General features: G+C 72.0%; 12 protein-coding genes. 7 read left to right on the top strand and 5 right to left on the bottom strand.

The window, feature by feature from the left end; all coding sequences use genetic code 11:
• Positions 1-16 precede the first annotated feature (16 nt).
• Positions 17-691, bottom strand: a complete 675-nt coding sequence (locus tag ACZ573_RS03730; RefSeq protein WP_471298471.1) for a TetR/AcrR family transcriptional regulator — start codon at positions 689-691, stop codon at positions 17-19.
• A gap of 142 nt (positions 692-833) precedes the next feature.
• Between ACZ573_RS03730 and ACZ573_RS03725 the strand changes: the two genes are divergently transcribed.
• The 7 genes from ACZ573_RS03725 (at position 834) to ACZ573_RS03695 (ending at position 11,010) form a co-directional block, all read left to right on the top strand.
• Positions 834-2,600: a glycoside hydrolase family 3 protein gene (locus ACZ573_RS03725; RefSeq protein WP_471298468.1), complete on the top strand. Its 1,767-nt coding sequence runs from the start codon at positions 834-836 to the stop codon at positions 2,598-2,600.
• Positions 2,601-2,815: 215 nt separating this feature from the next.
• Positions 2,816-3,556, top strand: coding sequence for a response regulator transcription factor (locus ACZ573_RS03720; RefSeq protein ID WP_471298465.1), 741 nt, complete (start codon positions 2,816-2,818; stop codon positions 3,554-3,556).
• The gene (locus ACZ573_RS03715; protein ID WP_471298462.1) at positions 3,553-4,644 is read left to right on the top strand and encodes a HAMP domain-containing sensor histidine kinase; all 1,092 of its coding nucleotides are present in this window, start codon (positions 3,553-3,555) and stop codon (positions 4,642-4,644) included. Before ACZ573_RS03720 ends, ACZ573_RS03715 begins: the two co-directional genes overlap by 4 nt.
• Positions 4,645-4,915: 271 nt before the next feature.
• Complete coding sequence (locus ACZ573_RS03710) at positions 4,916-8,830, top strand: multifunctional oxoglutarate decarboxylase/oxoglutarate dehydrogenase thiamine pyrophosphate-binding subunit/dihydrolipoyllysine-residue succinyltransferase subunit (RefSeq protein ID WP_471298459.1); 3,915 nt, start codon at positions 4,916-4,918, stop codon at positions 8,828-8,830.
• 240 nt (positions 8,831-9,070) lie between these two features.
• Complete coding sequence (locus ACZ573_RS03705) at positions 9,071-9,691, top strand: hypothetical protein (RefSeq protein ID WP_471298457.1); 621 nt, start codon at positions 9,071-9,073, stop codon at positions 9,689-9,691.
• A gap of 148 nt (positions 9,692-9,839) precedes the next feature.
• Complete coding sequence (locus tag ACZ573_RS03700) at positions 9,840-10,202, top strand: hypothetical protein (protein ID WP_471298454.1); 363 nt, start codon at positions 9,840-9,842, stop codon at positions 10,200-10,202.
• Between the two features lie 190 nt (positions 10,203-10,392).
• The gene (locus tag ACZ573_RS03695; protein WP_471298451.1) at positions 10,393-11,010 is read left to right on the top strand and encodes a hypothetical protein; all 618 of its coding nucleotides are present in this window, start codon (positions 10,393-10,395) and stop codon (positions 11,008-11,010) included.
• Between the two features lie 202 nt (positions 11,011-11,212).
• Here the strand turns inward: ACZ573_RS03695 and fxsT are convergent, their stop codons facing one another.
• The 4 genes from fxsT to fxsA form a co-directional block, all read right to left on the bottom strand.
• Positions 11,213-14,236: an FxSxx-COOH system tetratricopeptide repeat protein gene (gene fxsT / locus ACZ573_RS03690; protein ID WP_471298448.1), complete on the bottom strand. Its 3,024-nt coding sequence runs from the start codon at positions 14,234-14,236 to the stop codon at positions 11,213-11,215.
• Positions 14,237-14,299: 63 nt separating this feature from the next.
• Positions 14,300-15,556: an HEXXH motif domain-containing protein gene (locus ACZ573_RS03685; protein ID WP_471298445.1), complete on the bottom strand. Its 1,257-nt coding sequence runs from the start codon at positions 15,554-15,556 to the stop codon at positions 14,300-14,302.
• Positions 15,553-17,046: an FxsB family cyclophane-forming radical SAM/SPASM peptide maturase gene (locus tag ACZ573_RS03680; protein ID WP_471298443.1), complete on the bottom strand. Its 1,494-nt coding sequence runs from the start codon at positions 17,044-17,046 to the stop codon at positions 15,553-15,555. Before ACZ573_RS03680 ends, ACZ573_RS03685 begins: the two co-directional genes overlap by 4 nt.
• Before the next feature lie 143 nt (positions 17,047-17,189).
• Positions 17,190-17,384: an FxSxx-COOH cyclophane-containing RiPP peptide gene (fxsA, locus tag ACZ573_RS03675; protein WP_382541979.1), complete on the bottom strand. Its 195-nt coding sequence runs from the start codon at positions 17,382-17,384 to the stop codon at positions 17,190-17,192.
• Positions 17,385-17,426: the final 42 nt, after the last annotated feature.

Raw genomic sequence — 17,426 nt, 5'->3', positions numbered from 1 at the left:
GACGTGTCGGGGGCGTTCAGGACGCGGCCGAGATGTCCCGCAGCAGCCGGTCCAGGAATCCGCGCAGCCGGGCCGGCATGTCCACGTTTCCGGGCGCCAGCACCCACTGGATCTGCAGGCCGTCCATGACGGCGAGGATCTCCCGGCCGACGGCCCCGCAGTCGGTGTCGGGGCGCAGTTCGCCGCGGCCGACGCCCGCCTCCAGCAGGTCGACGGTGTAGCCGAGCACCCGCTCGTAGCGCTGGGTGAAGTACGCGTGCGCCGGGTGCTCCGGGTTGCCGGACTCGCCGACCAGGGTGTTGAACATCCGGACGATGCCGGGCCGCCGTTCGTTGTCCGCGGCGAGTTCCACGACGGTGGCGAAGTGGGCGGCGACCGACCCGGCAGGCTCGCTGAAGAGCCGCTCCACGTCGTGCCGCTCGCTCTGGGCGAGGACCGAGAGCAGCAGGTCCTCCTTGCCGCGGAAGTGGTGCAGCAGTCCGCCCTGGGTGATGCCGCAGTCGGCGGCGATGCGGGCCAGCGAGGACGCGTTGAAGCCCCACTGTGCGAAGTGCTCGACGGCGGTGTCGAGGATCTTCTGCCGCCGGGCGTCGCCCACCGCGTAGGTCCCCCGGGCCGAGCCCTTCGAGACCTTGTGCTCCGTCCGCCCGGTCCGCCCGGTCCGCTCGGTGCGCCCCGTGTCCTGTGCCATGCGGACAGCCTAAGGCGCGGCGTTTCCCGGCCGTCCGGTCCGCGTGACCCAGCTCACTTTTCAAAAACCTAGCAGGCGCAAGGTTTTCGACTCTACCTTGACCCTGCCGATCCGCCCGGTCACGTGCTCCAGGAGCCCCGCCATGAACGCGACGCCCGATTACCAAGACGCTGCGCTGCCCGTCGACCGCCGCGTGGAGGACCTGCTCGCCCGGATGACCCTGGAGGAGAAGGCCGGCCAGCTCTTCCACTCCATGCTGATGATGAACGCGGACGGCACCCCGGTCACCGAGACCGACGGCTCGATGCTCCCCTTCACCACGCCCGAGCTGATCGAGGACCGCCACCTCACCCACTTCAACCTGCTCGGCACCTACGGGCCCCGCGAGATGGCGCGGTGGCAGAACGCCGTGCAGGAGATGGCCGCGGCCACCCGCCTCGGCATCCCGGTCACCCTCTCCACCGACCCGCGCCACACCTTCACCGACAACATCGGGGCGTCCTTCAACTCCGGCGCCTTCTCCGCCTGGCCGGAGGCCCTGGGCCTGGCCGCCATCGGCGACCCCGAGCTCGTCCACCGGTTCGCCGACACCGTCCGCCGCGAGTACCTCGCCGTCGGCTTCCGCGTCGCCCTGCACCCGCAGATCGACCTGGCGAGCGAGCCCCGCTGGGCCCGCCAGTCCGGCACCTTCGGCTCCGACGCCCGGCTGACGGGCGAGCTCGTGGCGGCGTACGTACGCGGCCTGCAGGGCCCGGCCCTCGGCCCCGGGTCGGTGTCCGCGATGGTCAAGCACTTCCCCGGCGGCGGCCCGCAGAAGGACGGCGAGGACCCGCACTTCGCGCACGGCAAGGAGCAGGTCTACCCGGGCGGCATGCGAGAGCACCACCTGGAACCGTTCAGGGCGGCGATCGCCGCCGGGTGCGCGCAGATGATGCCGTACTACGGCCAGCCGATCGGCACGGACTGGGAGGAGGTCGGCTTCGGCTTCAACAAGGGCGTGGTCACCGGCCTGCTCCGCGAGGAGCTCGGCTTCGGGGGCATCGTCTGCAGCGACTGGGGGCTGCTCAACGACGCGACGATCTTCGGGCAGGTGCATCCGGCGCGCGCGTGGGGCCTGGAGCACCTGAGCGTGGCCGAGCGGGCGGCGCGCGGCCTGGAGGCCGGCTGCGACCAGTTCGGCGGCGAGCAGTGCCCCGAGGTGATCGTGGAACTGGTCCGCTCGGGCCGCGTCGCGGAGTCCCGGATCGACGACTCGGTACGCCGCCTGCTGCGGGAGAAGTTCACGCTCGGCCTGTTCGAGGACCCGTACGTGGACCCGGACGCGGCGGCCGAGATCGTCGGCCGGTCCGACTTCACGGCCCTGGGGGCCGCGGCCCAGCGCCGCTCCCTGACCGTCCTGACCAACCGGGACGGCCTGCTCCCGCTCACCGCGCGGCCGAAGCTGTACGTGCGCAACGTGGACGCGGCCGTCGCCGCCGGGTACGGCGAGGTCGTCGCCGACCCGGCCGAGGCGGATCTCGCCGTACTGCGGCTGCGGACCCCGTACGAGCCGCGCGAGAACATCTTCGAGTCCTACTTCCACTCGGGTTCGCTGGCCTTCCCCGAGCCGGAGCTGGCGCAGATCCTGGCCCTCCTGGACCAGGTCCCGACCCTGGTCTGCATCAACCTGGAGCGGGCCGCCGTCATCCCGGAGATCGCCGAGCGCGCGGCGGCCCTGATCGCCGACTACGGGGCCGGCGACGCCGCCCTGCTGGACGTGGCCTTCGGCCGCGCCACCCCCGGGGGCCGCCTCCCCTTCGAGCTCCCCCGCTCGATGAAGGCCGTAGAGGCCTCCCGCCCCGATGTGCCGAACGACACCCTCGACCCGGTCTTCCCGCACGGCCACGGCCTGACCCTCCAGGCCCCGTAGCCCCCCCCCCCGGACGCCCCTCGGAGGGCAAGAACGGCGAGGCACCTGACCGGTCTCGCCCGCCGGGTGCCGGTCCCGTGGGGGGACCGGCACCCGGTATCACATATTCCGCTTACTGTGGTCCAGCACATATGCCATGTCCGAACCCCACGTAGCCGCAGGCCGACGCCTCCTCTACGCTGCACCCCATTCACGCGGGATCTTCAGGGGCGGACATGGAACAGACACACACCACCCATCAGAGCGCCGCGGCGACACCCGGCGCCCAGCGGCGTGTGCTGGTCGTCGAGGACGACCACACCATCGCCGAGGCCATCGCGGCCCGTCTGCGCGCCGAGGGCTTCCAGGTGCAGACCGCAGGCGACGGCCCCTCGGCCGTCACGGCGGCCGAGACCTGGCTGCCCGAGCTGCTGGTCCTCGACATCATGCTGCCCGGCTTCGACGGCCTGGAGGTCTGCCGACGGGTCCAGGCCCAGCGGCCCGTGCCGGTCCTCATGCTCACCGCGCGTGACGACGAGACCGACCTGCTGGTCGGGCTCGGGGTCGGCGCCGACGACTACATGACCAAGCCGTTCTCGATGCGCGAGCTGGCCGCCCGGGTCCATGTACTGCTGCGGCGCGTGGAGCGGGCCACCATGGCCGCGCACACCCCGCGCGGGGCCACCCTGCGCCTGGGCGATCTGGAGATCGACCACGCCCAGCGCCGGGTCCGGGTGCACAGCGAGGACGTGCACCTGACCCCCACCGAGTTCGACCTGCTGGTGTGCCTGGCCGGGACCCCGCGGGCGGTGCTCTCCCGGGAGCAGCTGCTGGCCGAGGTGTGGGACTGGGCCGACGCGTCCGGGACCCGTACCGTCGACAGCCACATCAAGGCCCTGCGCCGCAAGATCGGCGCGGAGCGGATCCGTACGGTCCACGGCGTCGGGTACGCCCTGGAGACCCCGGCCCAGGCATGAGCGGCCCGCCGAACCGGCAGCGGCTGCGGCAACGGCCTCCTGCGGGGCTGCGGCCCTTCTCGCCGTTCTCGATCAAGACCAAGCTGGGCACGCTCGTGGTGGTCTCGGTCTTCATCACGACGGGCCTGCTGCTGGTGGCCCTGCGTACCGACACCGAGCTGCGCTTCATCACGGTCTTCTCGGTGATCGCCTCGATGCTGATCACCCAGTTCGTGGCGCACAGCCTGACGGCGCCGCTGGACGACATGACGACGGTGGCCCGCGCGATATCCCACGGCGACTTCACCCGGCGGGTACGCGGGGCGGGGCGCCGCGACGAGCTGGGCGACCTGGCCGCCACCATCAATCTGATGGCGGACGACCTGGAGGCCGTGGACCGGCACCGCAAGGAACTCGTCGCCAACGTCTCGCACGAGCTGCGCACGCCCATCGCGGCGCTGCGGGCCGTGCTGGAGAACGTGGTGGACGGGGTCTCGGCCGCCGATCCGGAGACCATGCGCACGATGCTCAAGCAGACCGAGCGGCTCGGGGGGCTCGTGGAGACCCTGCTGGACCTGTCCCGGGTGGACAACGGCGTGGTCCCGCTGCGCGCCCGCCGCTTCGAGGTGTGGCCGTACCTGTCGGGCGTACTGAAGGAATCGCGGCTGGCGGCCGCCGGCCGGCCCGGGCTCCTCTCCGGTTCGGGCGGGCACGCCCGCAACGACGTGCACCTGCACCTGGACGTCTTCCCGTCCGAACTGTGGGCGCTCGCGGACGCCGAGCGGCTGCACCAGGTGGTCGCAAATCTGATCGACAACGCGGTCAAGCACAGCCCTCCGCACGGCCGGGTCACGGTCCGCGCCCGGACCGGCGACGCGCCCGGAAGCCTGGTGCTGGAGGTACGGGACGAGGGCCCGGGCATCCCCGAGGCGGAGCGCCACCGCGTCTTCGAGCGGTTCAACCGGGGCAGCGCGCGCGGCGGCGACGGAGGCACCGGACTGGGCCTGGCGATCGCCCGCTGGGCCGTGGAACTGCACGGAGGCCGGATCGGAGTGGCCGAATCGTCACGCGGCTGCCGCATCCTCGTCACGCTCCCGGGCAGTTCATAGGTGCCGTGTTGACGTAGGGTTCGAGTGGGAAGGACATGATCTCGGCCACACGTACCCGGGGTCCGTCAGGGGTGCGAAGCCAAGGGGGCCGCAACCTCGGTGCCCCCTACCCGAACCAGGCTCGTTTCCCGCCATTCCACGTCCCGAAACCCGCCGTTCGATGTGACCTGCGCGACGTAAGTCCCGCCCGGCCTGCATGCAGCGCCCGATGAGGCGTAGCCTTTATTCCCGCTGTCCATACCTTGTGAAGCGGAAGAGGGCGGTTGCCGCCGTGTCGCCACAGTCCCCCAGTAACTCGAGCACCACGACCGAAGCAGCAGAGGGCGGGAAGAACCCTGCCTCAGGCTTCGGCGCCAATGAGTGGCTCGTCGACGAGATCTATCAGCAGTACCTCCAGGACCCGAATTCGGTCGACCGGGCCTGGTGGGACTTCTTCGCCGACTACAAGCGGGGTGGCGCTGTCGCTCCGGTGAAGTCGGACGGTCCCCAGAAGCCCGCGACGACGGACGGCGCCTCCGCACAGGCCGCCACCACCGTCACCGCGGGGCCGCAGGCCACCGACGCCGCCGCCACGGGGGCGGCGCGCGCCGCAGCCCCTGCCCCGACACCCGCTGCGAGCACCGGCTCCGCTGGAGCGGCTGCCGCCGCGCCGGCGTCTGCGCCTGTGTCAGCTCCTGCCCCTGCTCCTGCCACCCCCTCTGGTGCCCCTGCTGTGACTGTCACCTCCCAGGCCCCGGCCGCCGCACCGGCCGCGCCCGCCCCCTCCTCCGTAGCCCCCCAGAAGGCCGCGCCCGCCACCGAGGCCCCCGCGGGCCCCGAGCTGGTGACGCTCCGCGGCCCGGCGGCTGCCGTCGCCAAGAACATGAACGCCTCCCTCGACGTGCCGACGGCCACCTCCGTCCGCGCCGTCCCGGTGAAGCTGCTGTTCGACAACCGCATCGTCATCAACAACCACCTCAAGCGCGCCCGGGGCGGGAAGATCTCCTTCACGCACCTCATCGGCTACGCGATGGTGCAGGCGATCAAGGCCATGCCGGCCATGAACTACTCCTTCGCGGAGAAGGACGGCAAGCCGACCCTGGTCAAGCCTGAGCACGTCAACTTCGGTCTCGCGATCGACCTGGTGAAGCCCAACGGTGACCGCCAGCTCGTCGTCGCCGGCATCAAGAAGGCCGAGACCCTCAACTTCTTCGAGTTCTGGCAGGCCTACGAGGACATCGTCCGCCGCGCCCGTGTCGGCAAGCTGACGATGGACGACTTCACCGGCGTCACCGTCTCGCTGACCAACCCCGGCGGCCTGGGCACCGTGCACTCCGTGCCCCGCCTGATGCCCGGACAGTCGGTCATCATGGGCGTCGGCTCCATGGACTACCCGGCCGAGTTCCAGGGCACCTCGCAGGACACCCTGAACAAGCTGGGCATCTCCAAGGTCATGACCCTGACCTCGACCTACGACCACCGGGTCATCCAGGGTGCGGCCTCCGGCGAGTTCCTGCGCATCGTCGCGAACCTGCTGCTGGGCGAGAACGGCTTCTACGACGACGTCTTCGAGGCGCTGCGCATCCCGTACGAGCCGGTCCGCTGGCTCCGGGACATCGACGCCTCGCACGACGACGACGTCACGAAGGCCGCCCGCGTCTTCGAGCTGATCCACTCCTACCGGGTCCGCGGCCACGTCATGGCCGACACCGACCCGCTGGAGTACAAGCAGCGCAAGCACCCCGACCTCGACATCACCGAGCACGGCCTCACCCTGTGGGACCTGGAGCGCGAGTTCGCGGTCGGCGGCTTCTCCGGCAAGTCGATGATGAAGCTCCGCGACATCCTCGGCGTGCTGCGCGACTCGTACTGCCGCACCACCGGCGTCGAGTTCATGCACATCCAGGACCCCAAGCAGCGCCGTTGGATCCAGGACCGCATCGAGCGCCCGCACTCCAAGCCGGAGCGCGAGGAGCAGCTGCGCATCCTGCGCCGCCTGAACGCGGCGGAGGCCTTCGAGACCTTCCTGCAGACGAAGTACGTCGGCCAGAAGCGCTTCTCCCTGGAGGGCGGCGAGTCCGTCATCCCGCTGCTCGACGCCGTCATCGACTCGGCCGCCGAGGCCCGCCTCGAAGAGGTCGTCATCGGCATGGCCCACCGCGGCCGCCTGAACGTCCTCGCGAACATCGTCGGCAAGTCGTACGCGCAGATCTTCCGCGAGTTCGAGGGCAACCTCGACCCGAAGTCCATGCACGGCTCCGGCGACGTCAAGTACCACCTGGGCGCCGAGGGCACCTTCACCGGCCTGGACGGCGAGCAGATCAAGGTCTCGCTCGTCGCGAACCCCTCCCACCTGGAGGCGGTCGACCCGGTCCTGGAGGGTGTCGCCCGCGCCAAGCAGGACGTCATCAACAAGGGCGGCACGGACTTCACGGTCCTCCCGCTCGCGCTCCACGGCGACGCGGCCTTCGCGGGCCAGGGCGTCGTCGCCGAGACGCTGAACATGTCGCAGCTGCGCGGCTACCGCACCGGCGGCACCGTGCACGTGGTCATCAACAACCAGGTCGGCTTCACCGCCGCCCCGGAGTCCTCGCGTTCGTCCATGTACGCGACCGACGTGGCCCGCATGATCGAGGCGCCGATCTTCCACGTGAACGGCGACGACCCCGAGGCCGTCGTCCGCGTCGCGCGGCTGGCGTTCGAGTTCCGCCAGGCGTTCAACAAGGACGTGGTCATCGACCTCATCTGCTACCGCCGCCGCGGCCACAACGAGTCGGACAACCCGGCGTTCACGCAGCCGCTGATGTACGACCTGATCGACAAGAAGCGCTCGGTGCGCAAGCTCTACACCGAGTCCCTCATCGGTCGCGGCGACATCACCCTGGAAGAGGCCGAGCAGGCGCTCCAGGACTTCCAGGGCCAGCTGGAGAAGGTCTTCGCGGAGGTCCGCGAGGCGTCCACGGCCCCGGCCGCCGGCGCCCCGGTGACGCCCGCGCAGACCGCGCAGGAGTTCCCGGTCGCCGTGAACACCGCGATCTCGCAGGACGTCGTCAAGCGGATCGCCGAGTCCCAGGTCAACATCCCCGAGCACGTCACCGTCCACCCGCGTCTGCTGCCGCAGCTGCAGCGCCGCGCGGCGATGATCGACGAGGGCACCATCGACTGGGGCATGGGCGAGACCCTGGCCTTCGGCTCGCTGCTGATGGAGGGCACCCCGGTCCGGCTGTCCGGCCAGGACTCCCGTCGCGGTACGTTCGGCCAGCGCCACGCGGTGCTGATCGACCGGGAGACGGGCGAGGACTACACCCCGCTGCAGTACCTGTCGGACGACCAGGCCCGCTTCAACGTCTACGACTCGCTGCTCTCCGAGTACGCGGCCATGGGCTTCGAGTACGGCTACTCGCTGGCCCGTCCGGACGCGCTGGTCCTCTGGGAGGCCCAGTTCGGTGACTTCGTCAACGGCGCGCAGACCGTCGTCGACGAGTTCATCTCCTCGGCCGAGCAGAAGTGGGGCCAGACCTCCGGCGTCACGCTGCTCCTTCCGCACGGCTACGAGGGCCAGGGCCCGGACCACTCGTCCGCGCGTCCCGAGCGCTTCCTCCAGATGTGCGCGCAGGACAACATGACGGTGGCCATGCCCACCCTGCCGTCGAACTACTTCCACCTGCTGCGCTGGCAGGTCCACAACCCGCACCACAAGCCGCTCATCGTCTTCACCCCGAAGTCGATGCTGCGTCTGAAGGCCGCGGCGTCGAAGGCGGAGGAGTTCACGACCGGTTCGTTCCGTCCGGTCATCGGCGACAGCACGGTGGACGCGAACGCGGTCCGCAAGGTCGTCTTCTGCGCGGGCAAGGTCTACTACGACCTGGTGGCCGAGCGAGAGAAGCGCGGCATCACGGACACCGCGATCATCCGCATCGAGCGGCTGTACCCGCTGGCGGGCGCGGAACTCCAGGCGGAGATCGCCAAGTTCCCGAACGCCGCGAAGTACATCTGGGCCCAGGAAGAGCCGGCGAACCAGGGTGCGTGGCCGTTCATCGCACTGAACCTGATCGACCACCTCGACCTGGCGGTCGGCGCGGAGGTCCCGTCGGGCGAGCGCCTGCGCCGCATCTCGCGCCCGCACGGCTCGTCCCCGGCGGTGGGCTCCGCGAAGCGCCACCAGGCGGAGCAGCAGCTCCTGCTGAACGAGGTCTTCGAGGCGTAACCCCGCCCCCATCCCAGCGGTACGGAAGGCCCGGCCCCCCACGGGGGCCGGGCCTTCCGGCTGTCATGGCCCCGGACGGCCGATGATCTTACCGATTCATGACGCCCCCTCGTGGGACGCCCACAACTCCCCTGCTGCCTCTAGCGTGTTCGTACATCACCGAGTGCGACCGGACGGCGCGATCCGCGCCCGATACCGGTCGTCTCCGACGAACCCGAAATCTCACGAGAAAGCAGGACGATGACGGTCGAGACGCTTCCCCTCTGCGCCTACCCGGAGTGCACCAACCACCCCGAGGCGCCGACGCCCGGCAACCCCGAGCCCACGTACTGCGCCCACCCGGATCACAACGCGCTGGGGGCGTTCCGCAGGTTCCGGGCCAAGCGGCAGCAGCGCAAGGACGAGAAACGCCGGGCGGCCGAGACCAAGAAGGCGGCCCAGGACGGATCCGGCGCTCGCGCCGACCTCGTGGCGCTCATCTCCCAGCTGTCCACGGACCTGCCGGGCTACATCGAGGAGCTCGCGATCATCACGGACTCGACCGCGGCCGAGGAGCGCATCAAGGCCGTCACCGAGGCCGCGGGCCGGCGAGCCCTGGACGCCGAACGGCGCACCGCGCTGGCGGAGGAGGCCGCGGACATGGCCATCGCCCAACTGGACGTCGCCAGGCACCGGTTCGAGGCGGAGACGGACAAGATCCGCCAGGAGTCCGCACAGCAGGTGTCCGACGTGCAGTTCGTGCGGGCCGAGCTGGAGCGCTACCGCGAGCGGGTCGCCCAGCTGGAGGAGCGACTCGACAAGGTGCGCGAGGAGGCGGACGCGGCCCGCCGGGAGCGCGGCGAGCTCGCACGGCAGACGTGAACCACCGATCCGGGGCGCGGAAAGTTTAATACGGAACCGCCGCCATTATCAAAGGGCACATCGGGCGATCGCGAATTGCACCGACATAAGGCCGTGCCCGAAATTGCAGCACAGAAATGCCACAACTGGAGGAAACATGTCTCGAACCATGAAGCGGACCACCAAGCTGGCCACGGTCGCCGGAATGGTGGCAGCCGTCGGTGCGGGAATGATCGTGACCGCACCTGCGAGCCAGGCGGCACCGGTCGCGGCCTTCCGCCTCAGCAATTTCTCGGCGACCATCGCGAACATCTGCGTCCACACGGACGTCGCAACGCAATGCTCCGGAAACATGGCGGCAGGAAAGAGCGAGGTTTGGAAGGTGGCCTACAAGGGGCCGCGCAAGTGGTACTGCACTTCGACCGCCAAGGGACTGACCGGCACCGCCAGCACCCCTTACTTCAGCCGCGATGACGTCAAGGAATGCGCGGAGGTCGGCAACATATTCGGAGCCAGCATCATGCTCAAGTAACAACAGCCGGGGGCTCCGGGCCGGGCCTTCCGGCGCCCCTGGCCCTCTTCCCGTCGTGCTCCGTCCTGTCAAGTCACGAGCGTGCGGGGCATGACCGGGACCGGCGCCGACGGGCGTACTGGAGGTGTGACCCCGCGGCGCGGACCGCGGGGCCCCGAACCAGCCGGTCCACACCTTCGAGGAGCCCACCATGTCCAACGACCTCCACACCCCGGCCGCCACCCGGCCCAAGCGGCGCGTCGCGCGCTTCGTCATACCCGTCGCCTCGGTCGCCTTCATCTCCGGAGCCGTCGCGCTGCCGGCCTCGGCCGCGATCGGCCACCCGCCCCGCGCCACGGCCGGCGTCCGCGCCGACGACAGCAACCCCAACCGCGAGCCCGGCGGGGGTGCCTACGGACCGAATACGTGTAAACCCGGCTACGTCTGGCGGGACAGCTACGACGGCGACGCCCTGTGCGTCACACCGGAGGAACGCCAGAGGGTCCACGACGCCAACCCCAACCGCCAACCCGGCGGCGGCGCCTACGGACCGAGCACCTGCAAGCCCGGCTACGTCTGGCGGGACAGCTACGACGGCGACGCCCTGTGCGTCACACCGGAGGAACGCCAGAAGGTCCACGACGCCAACCCCAACCGCCAACCCGGCGGCGGCGCCTACGGACCGAGCACCTGCAAGCCCGGCTACGTCTGGCGTGAGAAGTGGGAGGGCGACACCCAGTGCGTCACGCCCGCGGAACGCGACAGGGCCAAGGGCCAGGGCAGGCAGATCGACAACGGCCCCGTCCTCACCGGGATCCCGGGCCTGTAACCCTTGAGGGTCGTTCCCATCCGCCGGACGGGAACAACCCCGCCCCAACGCCCGGCCGTTCCCCACGGCAGACGCTTGGTGCAAGGGATCAGGGCCCTCGGCCCCCACCCGGCCGCCGAGGGGGGCGGGTGGGCAGCCGCCGACCGTGAGCGGTGGAGCCGAGGGGGTGAAGGCCCCGCGCGCGTAAGTCCCGTACCTTCCCCTACGGCTGCGGCTCGAAATCCCAGTACGGTCTGGTCTGTTGCTTCGCCGAGATCGTGTGGACGTGCTGGGCCCCCAGGGTGCGGGTGAGGCCCTTGATGCCCGCGTCCTCGTGTTTCGCCGCCTCCTCGTACTCCCGTACCGACCGGAGGTCCGCCGCCAGGGCGATCCGGGCGCTCAGGGCCATCGGGTGGTCCGGGCCCAGGACCCGCTCGGCCCCGCGCAGCGTCTCCCGGCTCAGGTCTAGCGCGTCCTCCAGCCGCCCGGTGATGTTGCGGTGGCCGGTGGCGTTCAGGGCGCAGCCCAGCGTCCAGGGGTGCTGGTCGCCGAGTGCGCCCCGCATGCCCACCAGCGCCTGCTCCGCCAGCGAGAGGGCGGCCGCACGCTCCCCCTGGGCCCGCAGCACGAGGCCGAGGTTGCCGACCGTGCCGATGCTGTACGGGTGGGCGAGGCCGAGCTGGGACTGATAGCCGCGGACCACCTCCTCGGAGATCCGGCGGGCCTCGCCGATGTCGCCGTACTCCCTGAGGTAGGTGGCGTAGTCGGAGGCGACCATCAGGGTCCACGGGTAGTCGGCCCCGAAGACCCTGGTGGCCCGTTCCCACACGGTCCGCAGCCGCAGGCCGGCGCCGGGGATGTCCCCGGAGCGGCGCAGGCACATCCCGAGGTTGTGCTCGGCGCGCAGGGTCTGCGGGTGTTCCAGGCCCAGCACCTGCGTGTTGATCTTCACGCCCTGTTCCTGCCGGGTCTGGGCCTCGTGGTAGCGGCCCATCAGCCGCAGCCCCATGGCGCAGGCGATCCCGGAGGACAGGGTGGAGATGTGATGGGTCCGCAGGACCCGTTCGCGGCGGCGCAGGGTGTCCAGGTCGAGGTCGTAGGCGTCCTGGTAGCGGCCGAGCAGGCGGTAGGTGGCGGCCAGGTTGTTCTGGGCGGCGAGGGTGGTGGAGTCGTCCTCGCCGAGCAGTTCGCGGTAGGTGGCCAGGCAGTGCTCGAAGATCTCCCGGGCCGGTTCGAAGCGGGCGATGCACAGCAGGACCCCGCCGTACGAGCTGGTGGCGCGCAGGGTTTCCAGGTCGCGGTCGCCGCGTTCCCCGGCGAGCCGGTCGGCGCGGGCGCGGGTGAGGGTCTCGGCGCGCCGGAACAGGCCGAGGTTGCGCAGGGCTTCGCCGTACTGGTAGCTGAGTTCGCGGACCTTGGGGTGGTCCTCGCCGAGCAGGGCGCGCCAGATCAGGTCGGTCTCCTCGGACAGGCGCAGGCAGGTGCGGTACTCCCCGGCGAGGATCAGGTAGCGCAGGCAGTGCAGCAGGAAGTTCTGGATGCGCGGGTTGCTGCTGGTGAGCACCCCGGAGGTGGCCAGGTGCGGGATGAGTTCGGCGTACCGGGGCCACAGGCGGGAGTCCGAGGGCCGGCCCGGGTCGGCGGCGGCGAGGACCTGGCGTACGGCGCGGGCGAGGGGCTCGGCCTCCGCCTCGGAGAGGTCCTCGCGGACGATGCCGTGGACCATGCGGTGCAGCTGTACGGTTTCCAGCCCGCTGCCGCCTTCCTCCACGGCCAGGTCGGAGTACTCCAGCCGGACGACGGAGAACTGGACGAGTTTGTTGAGGGCGGCGTTCCACCGGATCTGGTCGTTGATCAGCCCGGCCAGCTGTTCGGGCACGTCGTCGGCGGGGAATTCGCGCAGCAGGCGCAGCGGCACCGGGCCGGGGGCGAAGAAGACGAACAGCCGGAGCAGGGCGAGGGCGTCGGGGAAGTTCTCCCGGACGTTGTTGAGCAGTATGGCGAGGGCGGTGGGGAAGGGCAGGGGGTAGTCCTCGGAGACCGTGACGGCCTCGCGGGAGTCCATCCGGTGCTGGAGCAGGACGAGGTAGTCGCCGACCGGCAGCGGGGAGTCGGCGAGCCAGCCGGCGGTCTGGTCGAGGGCGAGCGGGTAGTCCTCCAGGGCCTCGGCGAGCTGGTCGGCCTCGTCGGCGGTCAGGCGCAGGGCCCGGCGGCGGATGAAGGTGATCGACTCGGGGCGGGCGTAGAGGGGAACCTCGACGAGGCTGGTGTGCCGGGCGGCCCACTCGCGGTTGCGCGAGGTGATGATGACGTCGCCCGCGCCGGAGGGCAGCAGGTCGATCAGGTCGTCCGGGTTGTCGCAGCCGTCGAAGACCATCAGCCAGCGGCCGTACGGGTTCCCGCGCCGCAGCGCTTCGAGGACGGCCCGGATCTGCTCGCCGTAGCTGCCGGCGCCACGCGGCAGCCCGAGCGCGGGGGCCAGGTCGGCGAGGCGTTCGCGCAGGGTGGGCCGGTCTTCGGCGGGGACCCACCACACCACGTCGTACTCGGAGGCGAAGCGGTAGGCGTACTCGGTGGCGACCTGGGTCTTGCCGACGCCGGAGAGCCCGAGGAGGGTGACGGTGGACGCGCCGGGCGGGGCTTCGGTCAGCGCCTCGCGCAGGTTGCCGATGACGTCGTTGCGGCCGGTGAAGCGAGGGTTGCGGCGCGGGACGCGGCCCCAGATCTCCGGCGGGTCGTTGGGGAAGCGGGGGCCGCGGCGGCCGCTCTCGGTGCCGATCCGGTCGGTGGGCAGCTCCAGGCGGCGCAGCACGCGGTACTCGGCCTCGTACGCGTCCAGGCCCCACAGGTCGGTCTTCTCCAGTACGGCGACGGCGCTGGGCAGCGGGGCGTCGGTGAGGCAGACCGCCGCGAACCGGTCGGGGTGGCGGTCGGTGACGGCGCGCAGGGCGGTGTTCCACTGCTCGTCGGTGTGGGTGCCGGCGGAGAAGTAGCGCTCGCTGAGGACGAGGAGGACCCGGCTGCCGGAGCGGGCCAGGTCGTCGAGGGCCTGGTCGATGCCGGGGCTGTTCTGCGGGTCCCAGCGCTGGAGGGCGACGCGGTGGCCGTGTTCCTCCAGGCGGTGCGCGATCCACACCGCCCAGGGGCGGTTGAATCCCGCGAAGCTGATGACGAATCGCTGCGGCTGGGGCGGCTGGGGCGGCTGCTGCGCCGCCGGTTCACGGTCCTGGCGACTACCGGTGGTCATCGGGCCGTCTCCCTGGAATCCGGGCGGTGGACGGGCTTGAAAGGTACCGCAGCGGACGGTCCGTCAGCCGTGTGCGAACGGCGCGAGTTCGGGGTGTGCCTCGCACCAGGCCCGGCGTTCGCGGTCGACGGCGCGGCGGGCCGCGGTGTGCTGGTCGCCGGGCGGCGGCAGGTCGTCCATGGCGCGTTCGGCGGCCCCCATCGCGTCCGTGAACTCCCGTCCCGCGGACGTCAGTTGCTCGTGCGACCGCAGGGTGGGCAGGACGGCGGCCACCTGCGCGCGGATCCGGGCGTGCTGGGCCCAGGCACCGCGGGCCCCGTAGAGGGCGGCGCGCTGCCAGTACCCGGCGAGGGCCAGGTGGGCGTAGGCGCCGTGCAGCAGGCCCTCCAGGGGGCGGGGGTCGCTGCGCCAGGGTGCCCAGTGACGGGGCGTGTGGTCGGCGGTGTGCAGGGTCAGGACGTCGGTGAGGGCGGTCAGTTTGCCGTGCTGGACCTCATGGACGAGGGTCGCGGCGAGCGCGGGCGGGGCCTGGGCGCGGGCGAGTACGGAGCCTGCGGCCGCGGGGAGGGTGGCACCGCTGGAGCGGGAGCCGCCGGCCAGCGGTACGACGGAGCGCAGCAGCTGGACGGTCTCCTCGGCGCGGATGGTGTCGTAGCGCTGGAGCAGGGTGAGCGCGCCGGACCACTGGGTGTCCCAGCGCTTGTGGCCCTTGGGGGTGAGCCGACGGGCGGGGCGGACCGGGGCGGGCTGCGCGGGGCCGGGTGCCCGGTAGGGGTCGAGGTCGTCGAGGGCGGTCCGGCCGCCGGGCAGGGCGTGCAGGGGCACGGTGGCGGGGTCGTCGGGGTCCCAGGAGCGTTCGGAGAGGGCGAGCGGGCCGGGCCGGTCCGGGCGCAGCAGTCCGAGGGTGGGCAGGACGAGCCGGCCGTGCAGGGGCCGCAGGGTGTGGCTGAAGGGGATCCCGGCGCGCAGGGCGGCGGCGACGGCGAGGGCCCCGAGGTGTCCGAGGTCGGGCGGGGGGCCGCAGGGGGCGTGCAGCCGGCGCAGGGTCTCCTCGGCCCACACCCCGGTGGCCGGGTAGTGCAGTACGTCGCGCACGGCGGCCGCGTCGCGGCGCTCGGCCTCCTCCAGCAGGGCCCAGTGGTCGGCGGTCTCCCCGGCCCGGCCGCCGGGGGCGGCGTCGAGGACCGCGCGCAGCAGGAGCAGGCGTTTGGAGCGGCGTACGTCGCGGACCAGGCGGGTGCCCTCCATGGAGGGTTCGGTGGAGGCGAGGGCGCGCAGGGTGGGCGAGGAGACGGTGAAGGTGGTGAGGGCGTCGGTCATGAGGCGACCGCCGGGGGGTGGACGGCGGGGACTTCGGCGGCGGGGACCTCGGCGGCGCGGCCTTCGGCGGCGGGGACGACGGACGCGGGGGCTTCGCCGGCGCGGCCTTCGGTCGTGGGGGCTTCGGTCGTGGGGGCTTCGGCGGCGGGCCGGGCGGTCTGCGCGGCCCGTTGGACGGCGGCGGCGATGTGCCGGATCAGGGGCTGGAGGTCGGCGCAGTACACGGACGGCTGGCGGAAGCCCTCGCCGGCGCGGTAGCGGTGCGGGTAGTGCCCTCCGCCGCACACGTCGACCAGCTCGCAGGCGCGGCACCGGGCGGCGAGCGCGTCCCGGCCGAGCTGGCGGGCGGCGAGTCCGGGGTGGTCGAGGAGCTGGTCGAAGCTGTGGGTGTCGAGGGTCATCCCGGTCGCGGCGGCCCCCTCGTACGCGGATTTCAGTGAGTCGGCCTGTTCGATGGAGCCGTCGGTCTCGATCACGGCGGTGGCGGCGGGCGTGAGCCCGAGGGTCTCGGTGGTGGTGGGCAGGCCGAGCAGCAGGGCGATGATCTCCTCGAAGAGCCGGATCCGGGTGCGCCGTACGCCGTCGTGCCACCAGCGCTCGAAGACGGCGAGGAGCCAGTCCGCGTACGGGGTCCGGCCCGGGTGGTGGCCGGGGGGCGGATCGCTCCAGTTCGCGAGCGGCAGAAGCAGCCCGATGCTGGGCGGGGCGAAGGCGAGCAGGGACTCGTAGGTCTCCACCGGGTCGTGGTCGAGATCCACGACGCAGAGCACCCCGGCGTAGCTCTGCGGATGGCGGGCCAGCAGCCGCAGGCCGCGGGCGGCGGACGCGAAGCCGGGCCGCCCGGCGTGGTCCACGCGGCGGGCGTTGTGCACGGGCAGCCCGCCGTCGAGGCTGACGCCGACGCGGATCCCGGCGGCGGCCAGGGCGGCGAGGCGGCCGCGGGTGAGCAGGGTGCCGTTGGTCTGGACGGTGGCGGTGACCCGGGTGCCCGGGGCGGCCCCGGCCACGGCGGCCCGGACGGCGTCGACGGGCGCGGCCAGTTGGGCCGGGGCGGTGAGCAGCGGTTCGCCGCCGTGCAGGACGAGATCGATCCGGGGCAGGTCGTGGGCGGCGGCGTGCTCGGCGATCCGCTGCGCGGCGCGGGCGGCGGTGGCGGGGGTCATGGCGGGCGGCTGGTCGCGCCAGCCCTGGTCGGCCATCTCGTAGACGTAGCAGTAGGTGCAGGCGAGGTTGCAGCGGCTGCGGGTCTTGAGGACGAACTGGCGTATCGGGTGTGGCCGGTGGCCGGCGGCCCGCGCGGCGGCCACGTCGAGCCGGGTGTAGGGCCAGGGCGCGTACCGGGCGTGGCGCAGCCGCTGGCCGGCGGCCGCCGCTTCGGCGGGCCCGGCGGGATACGCGTCGGCGTGGGAGGCGGCGGGGTCAGGGGGCGCGGTGGGGTCGGGGCCGCCGGGTGCGGGCAGCGGGGTTCCGCTCGTGACCGCTCGCCGCATCGCCGCACCTCCCTCCCCCGGCAACAGCCGCCCGGGGACACCCCGGCGGACGGTCCATCCCTGCCCTGGGGACGGTCCCGGCTAACGGCGGAAAGTGGTCAACTCGGTTTCAAGGTGGGACGGATCAGGCATGGTGCCTGCGATCAGGCCACGCTGGAGTCGAAGGCGTTGAGGATCTCCGCGGGATGGGTCACCCGCTCGACCATGCCCTCGATCACCCGGGCCAGCACGGGATGGTCGATCCCGCGCAGCGCCGCCAGGTCCAGCCCGGAGAGATCCGGCAGCCGCCCCGGACATCCCGGGGTCGCCGCCGCCACTTCCTGCTGCTTCGTCGCCATGTGCCGCCGGGCCCCCTGTCGCGTCGCACACCGGATGGTCAA

This window comes from Streptomyces sp. NPDC040545, from assembly GCF_055595065.1.
This window is presented reverse-complemented; position numbering and strand designations above follow the sequence as displayed.

Bases quoted from the DNA above. Each gene is read 5' to 3' on its own strand.
- ACZ573_RS03730 (WP_471298471.1), bottom strand. From the start codon at position 691: ATGGCACAGGACACGGGGCGCACCGAGCGGACCGGGCGGACCGGGCGG.
- ACZ573_RS03725 (WP_471298468.1), top strand. From the start codon at position 834: ATGAACGCGACGCCCGATTACCAAGACGCTGCGCTGCCCGTCGACCGC.
- ACZ573_RS03720 (WP_471298465.1), top strand. From the start codon at position 2,816: ATGGAACAGACACACACCACCCATCAGAGCGCCGCGGCGACACCCGGC.
- ACZ573_RS03715 (WP_471298462.1), top strand. From the start codon at position 3,553: ATGAGCGGCCCGCCGAACCGGCAGCGGCTGCGGCAACGGCCTCCTGCG.
- ACZ573_RS03705 (WP_471298457.1), top strand. From the start codon at position 9,071: ATGACGGTCGAGACGCTTCCCCTCTGCGCCTACCCGGAGTGCACCAAC.
- ACZ573_RS03700 (WP_471298454.1), top strand. From the start codon at position 9,840: ATGAAGCGGACCACCAAGCTGGCCACGGTCGCCGGAATGGTGGCAGCC.
- ACZ573_RS03695 (WP_471298451.1), top strand. From the start codon at position 10,393: ATGTCCAACGACCTCCACACCCCGGCCGCCACCCGGCCCAAGCGGCGC.
- fxsT (WP_471298448.1), bottom strand. From the start codon at position 14,236: ATGACCACCGGTAGTCGCCAGGACCGTGAACCGGCGGCGCAGCAGCCG.
- ACZ573_RS03685 (WP_471298445.1), bottom strand. From the start codon at position 15,556: ATGACCGACGCCCTCACCACCTTCACCGTCTCCTCGCCCACCCTGCGC.
- ACZ573_RS03680 (WP_471298443.1), bottom strand. From the start codon at position 17,046: ATGCGGCGAGCGGTCACGAGCGGAACCCCGCTGCCCGCACCCGGCGGC.
- fxsA (WP_382541979.1), bottom strand. From the start codon at position 17,384: ATGGCGACGAAGCAGCAGGAAGTGGCGGCGGCGACCCCGGGATGTCCG.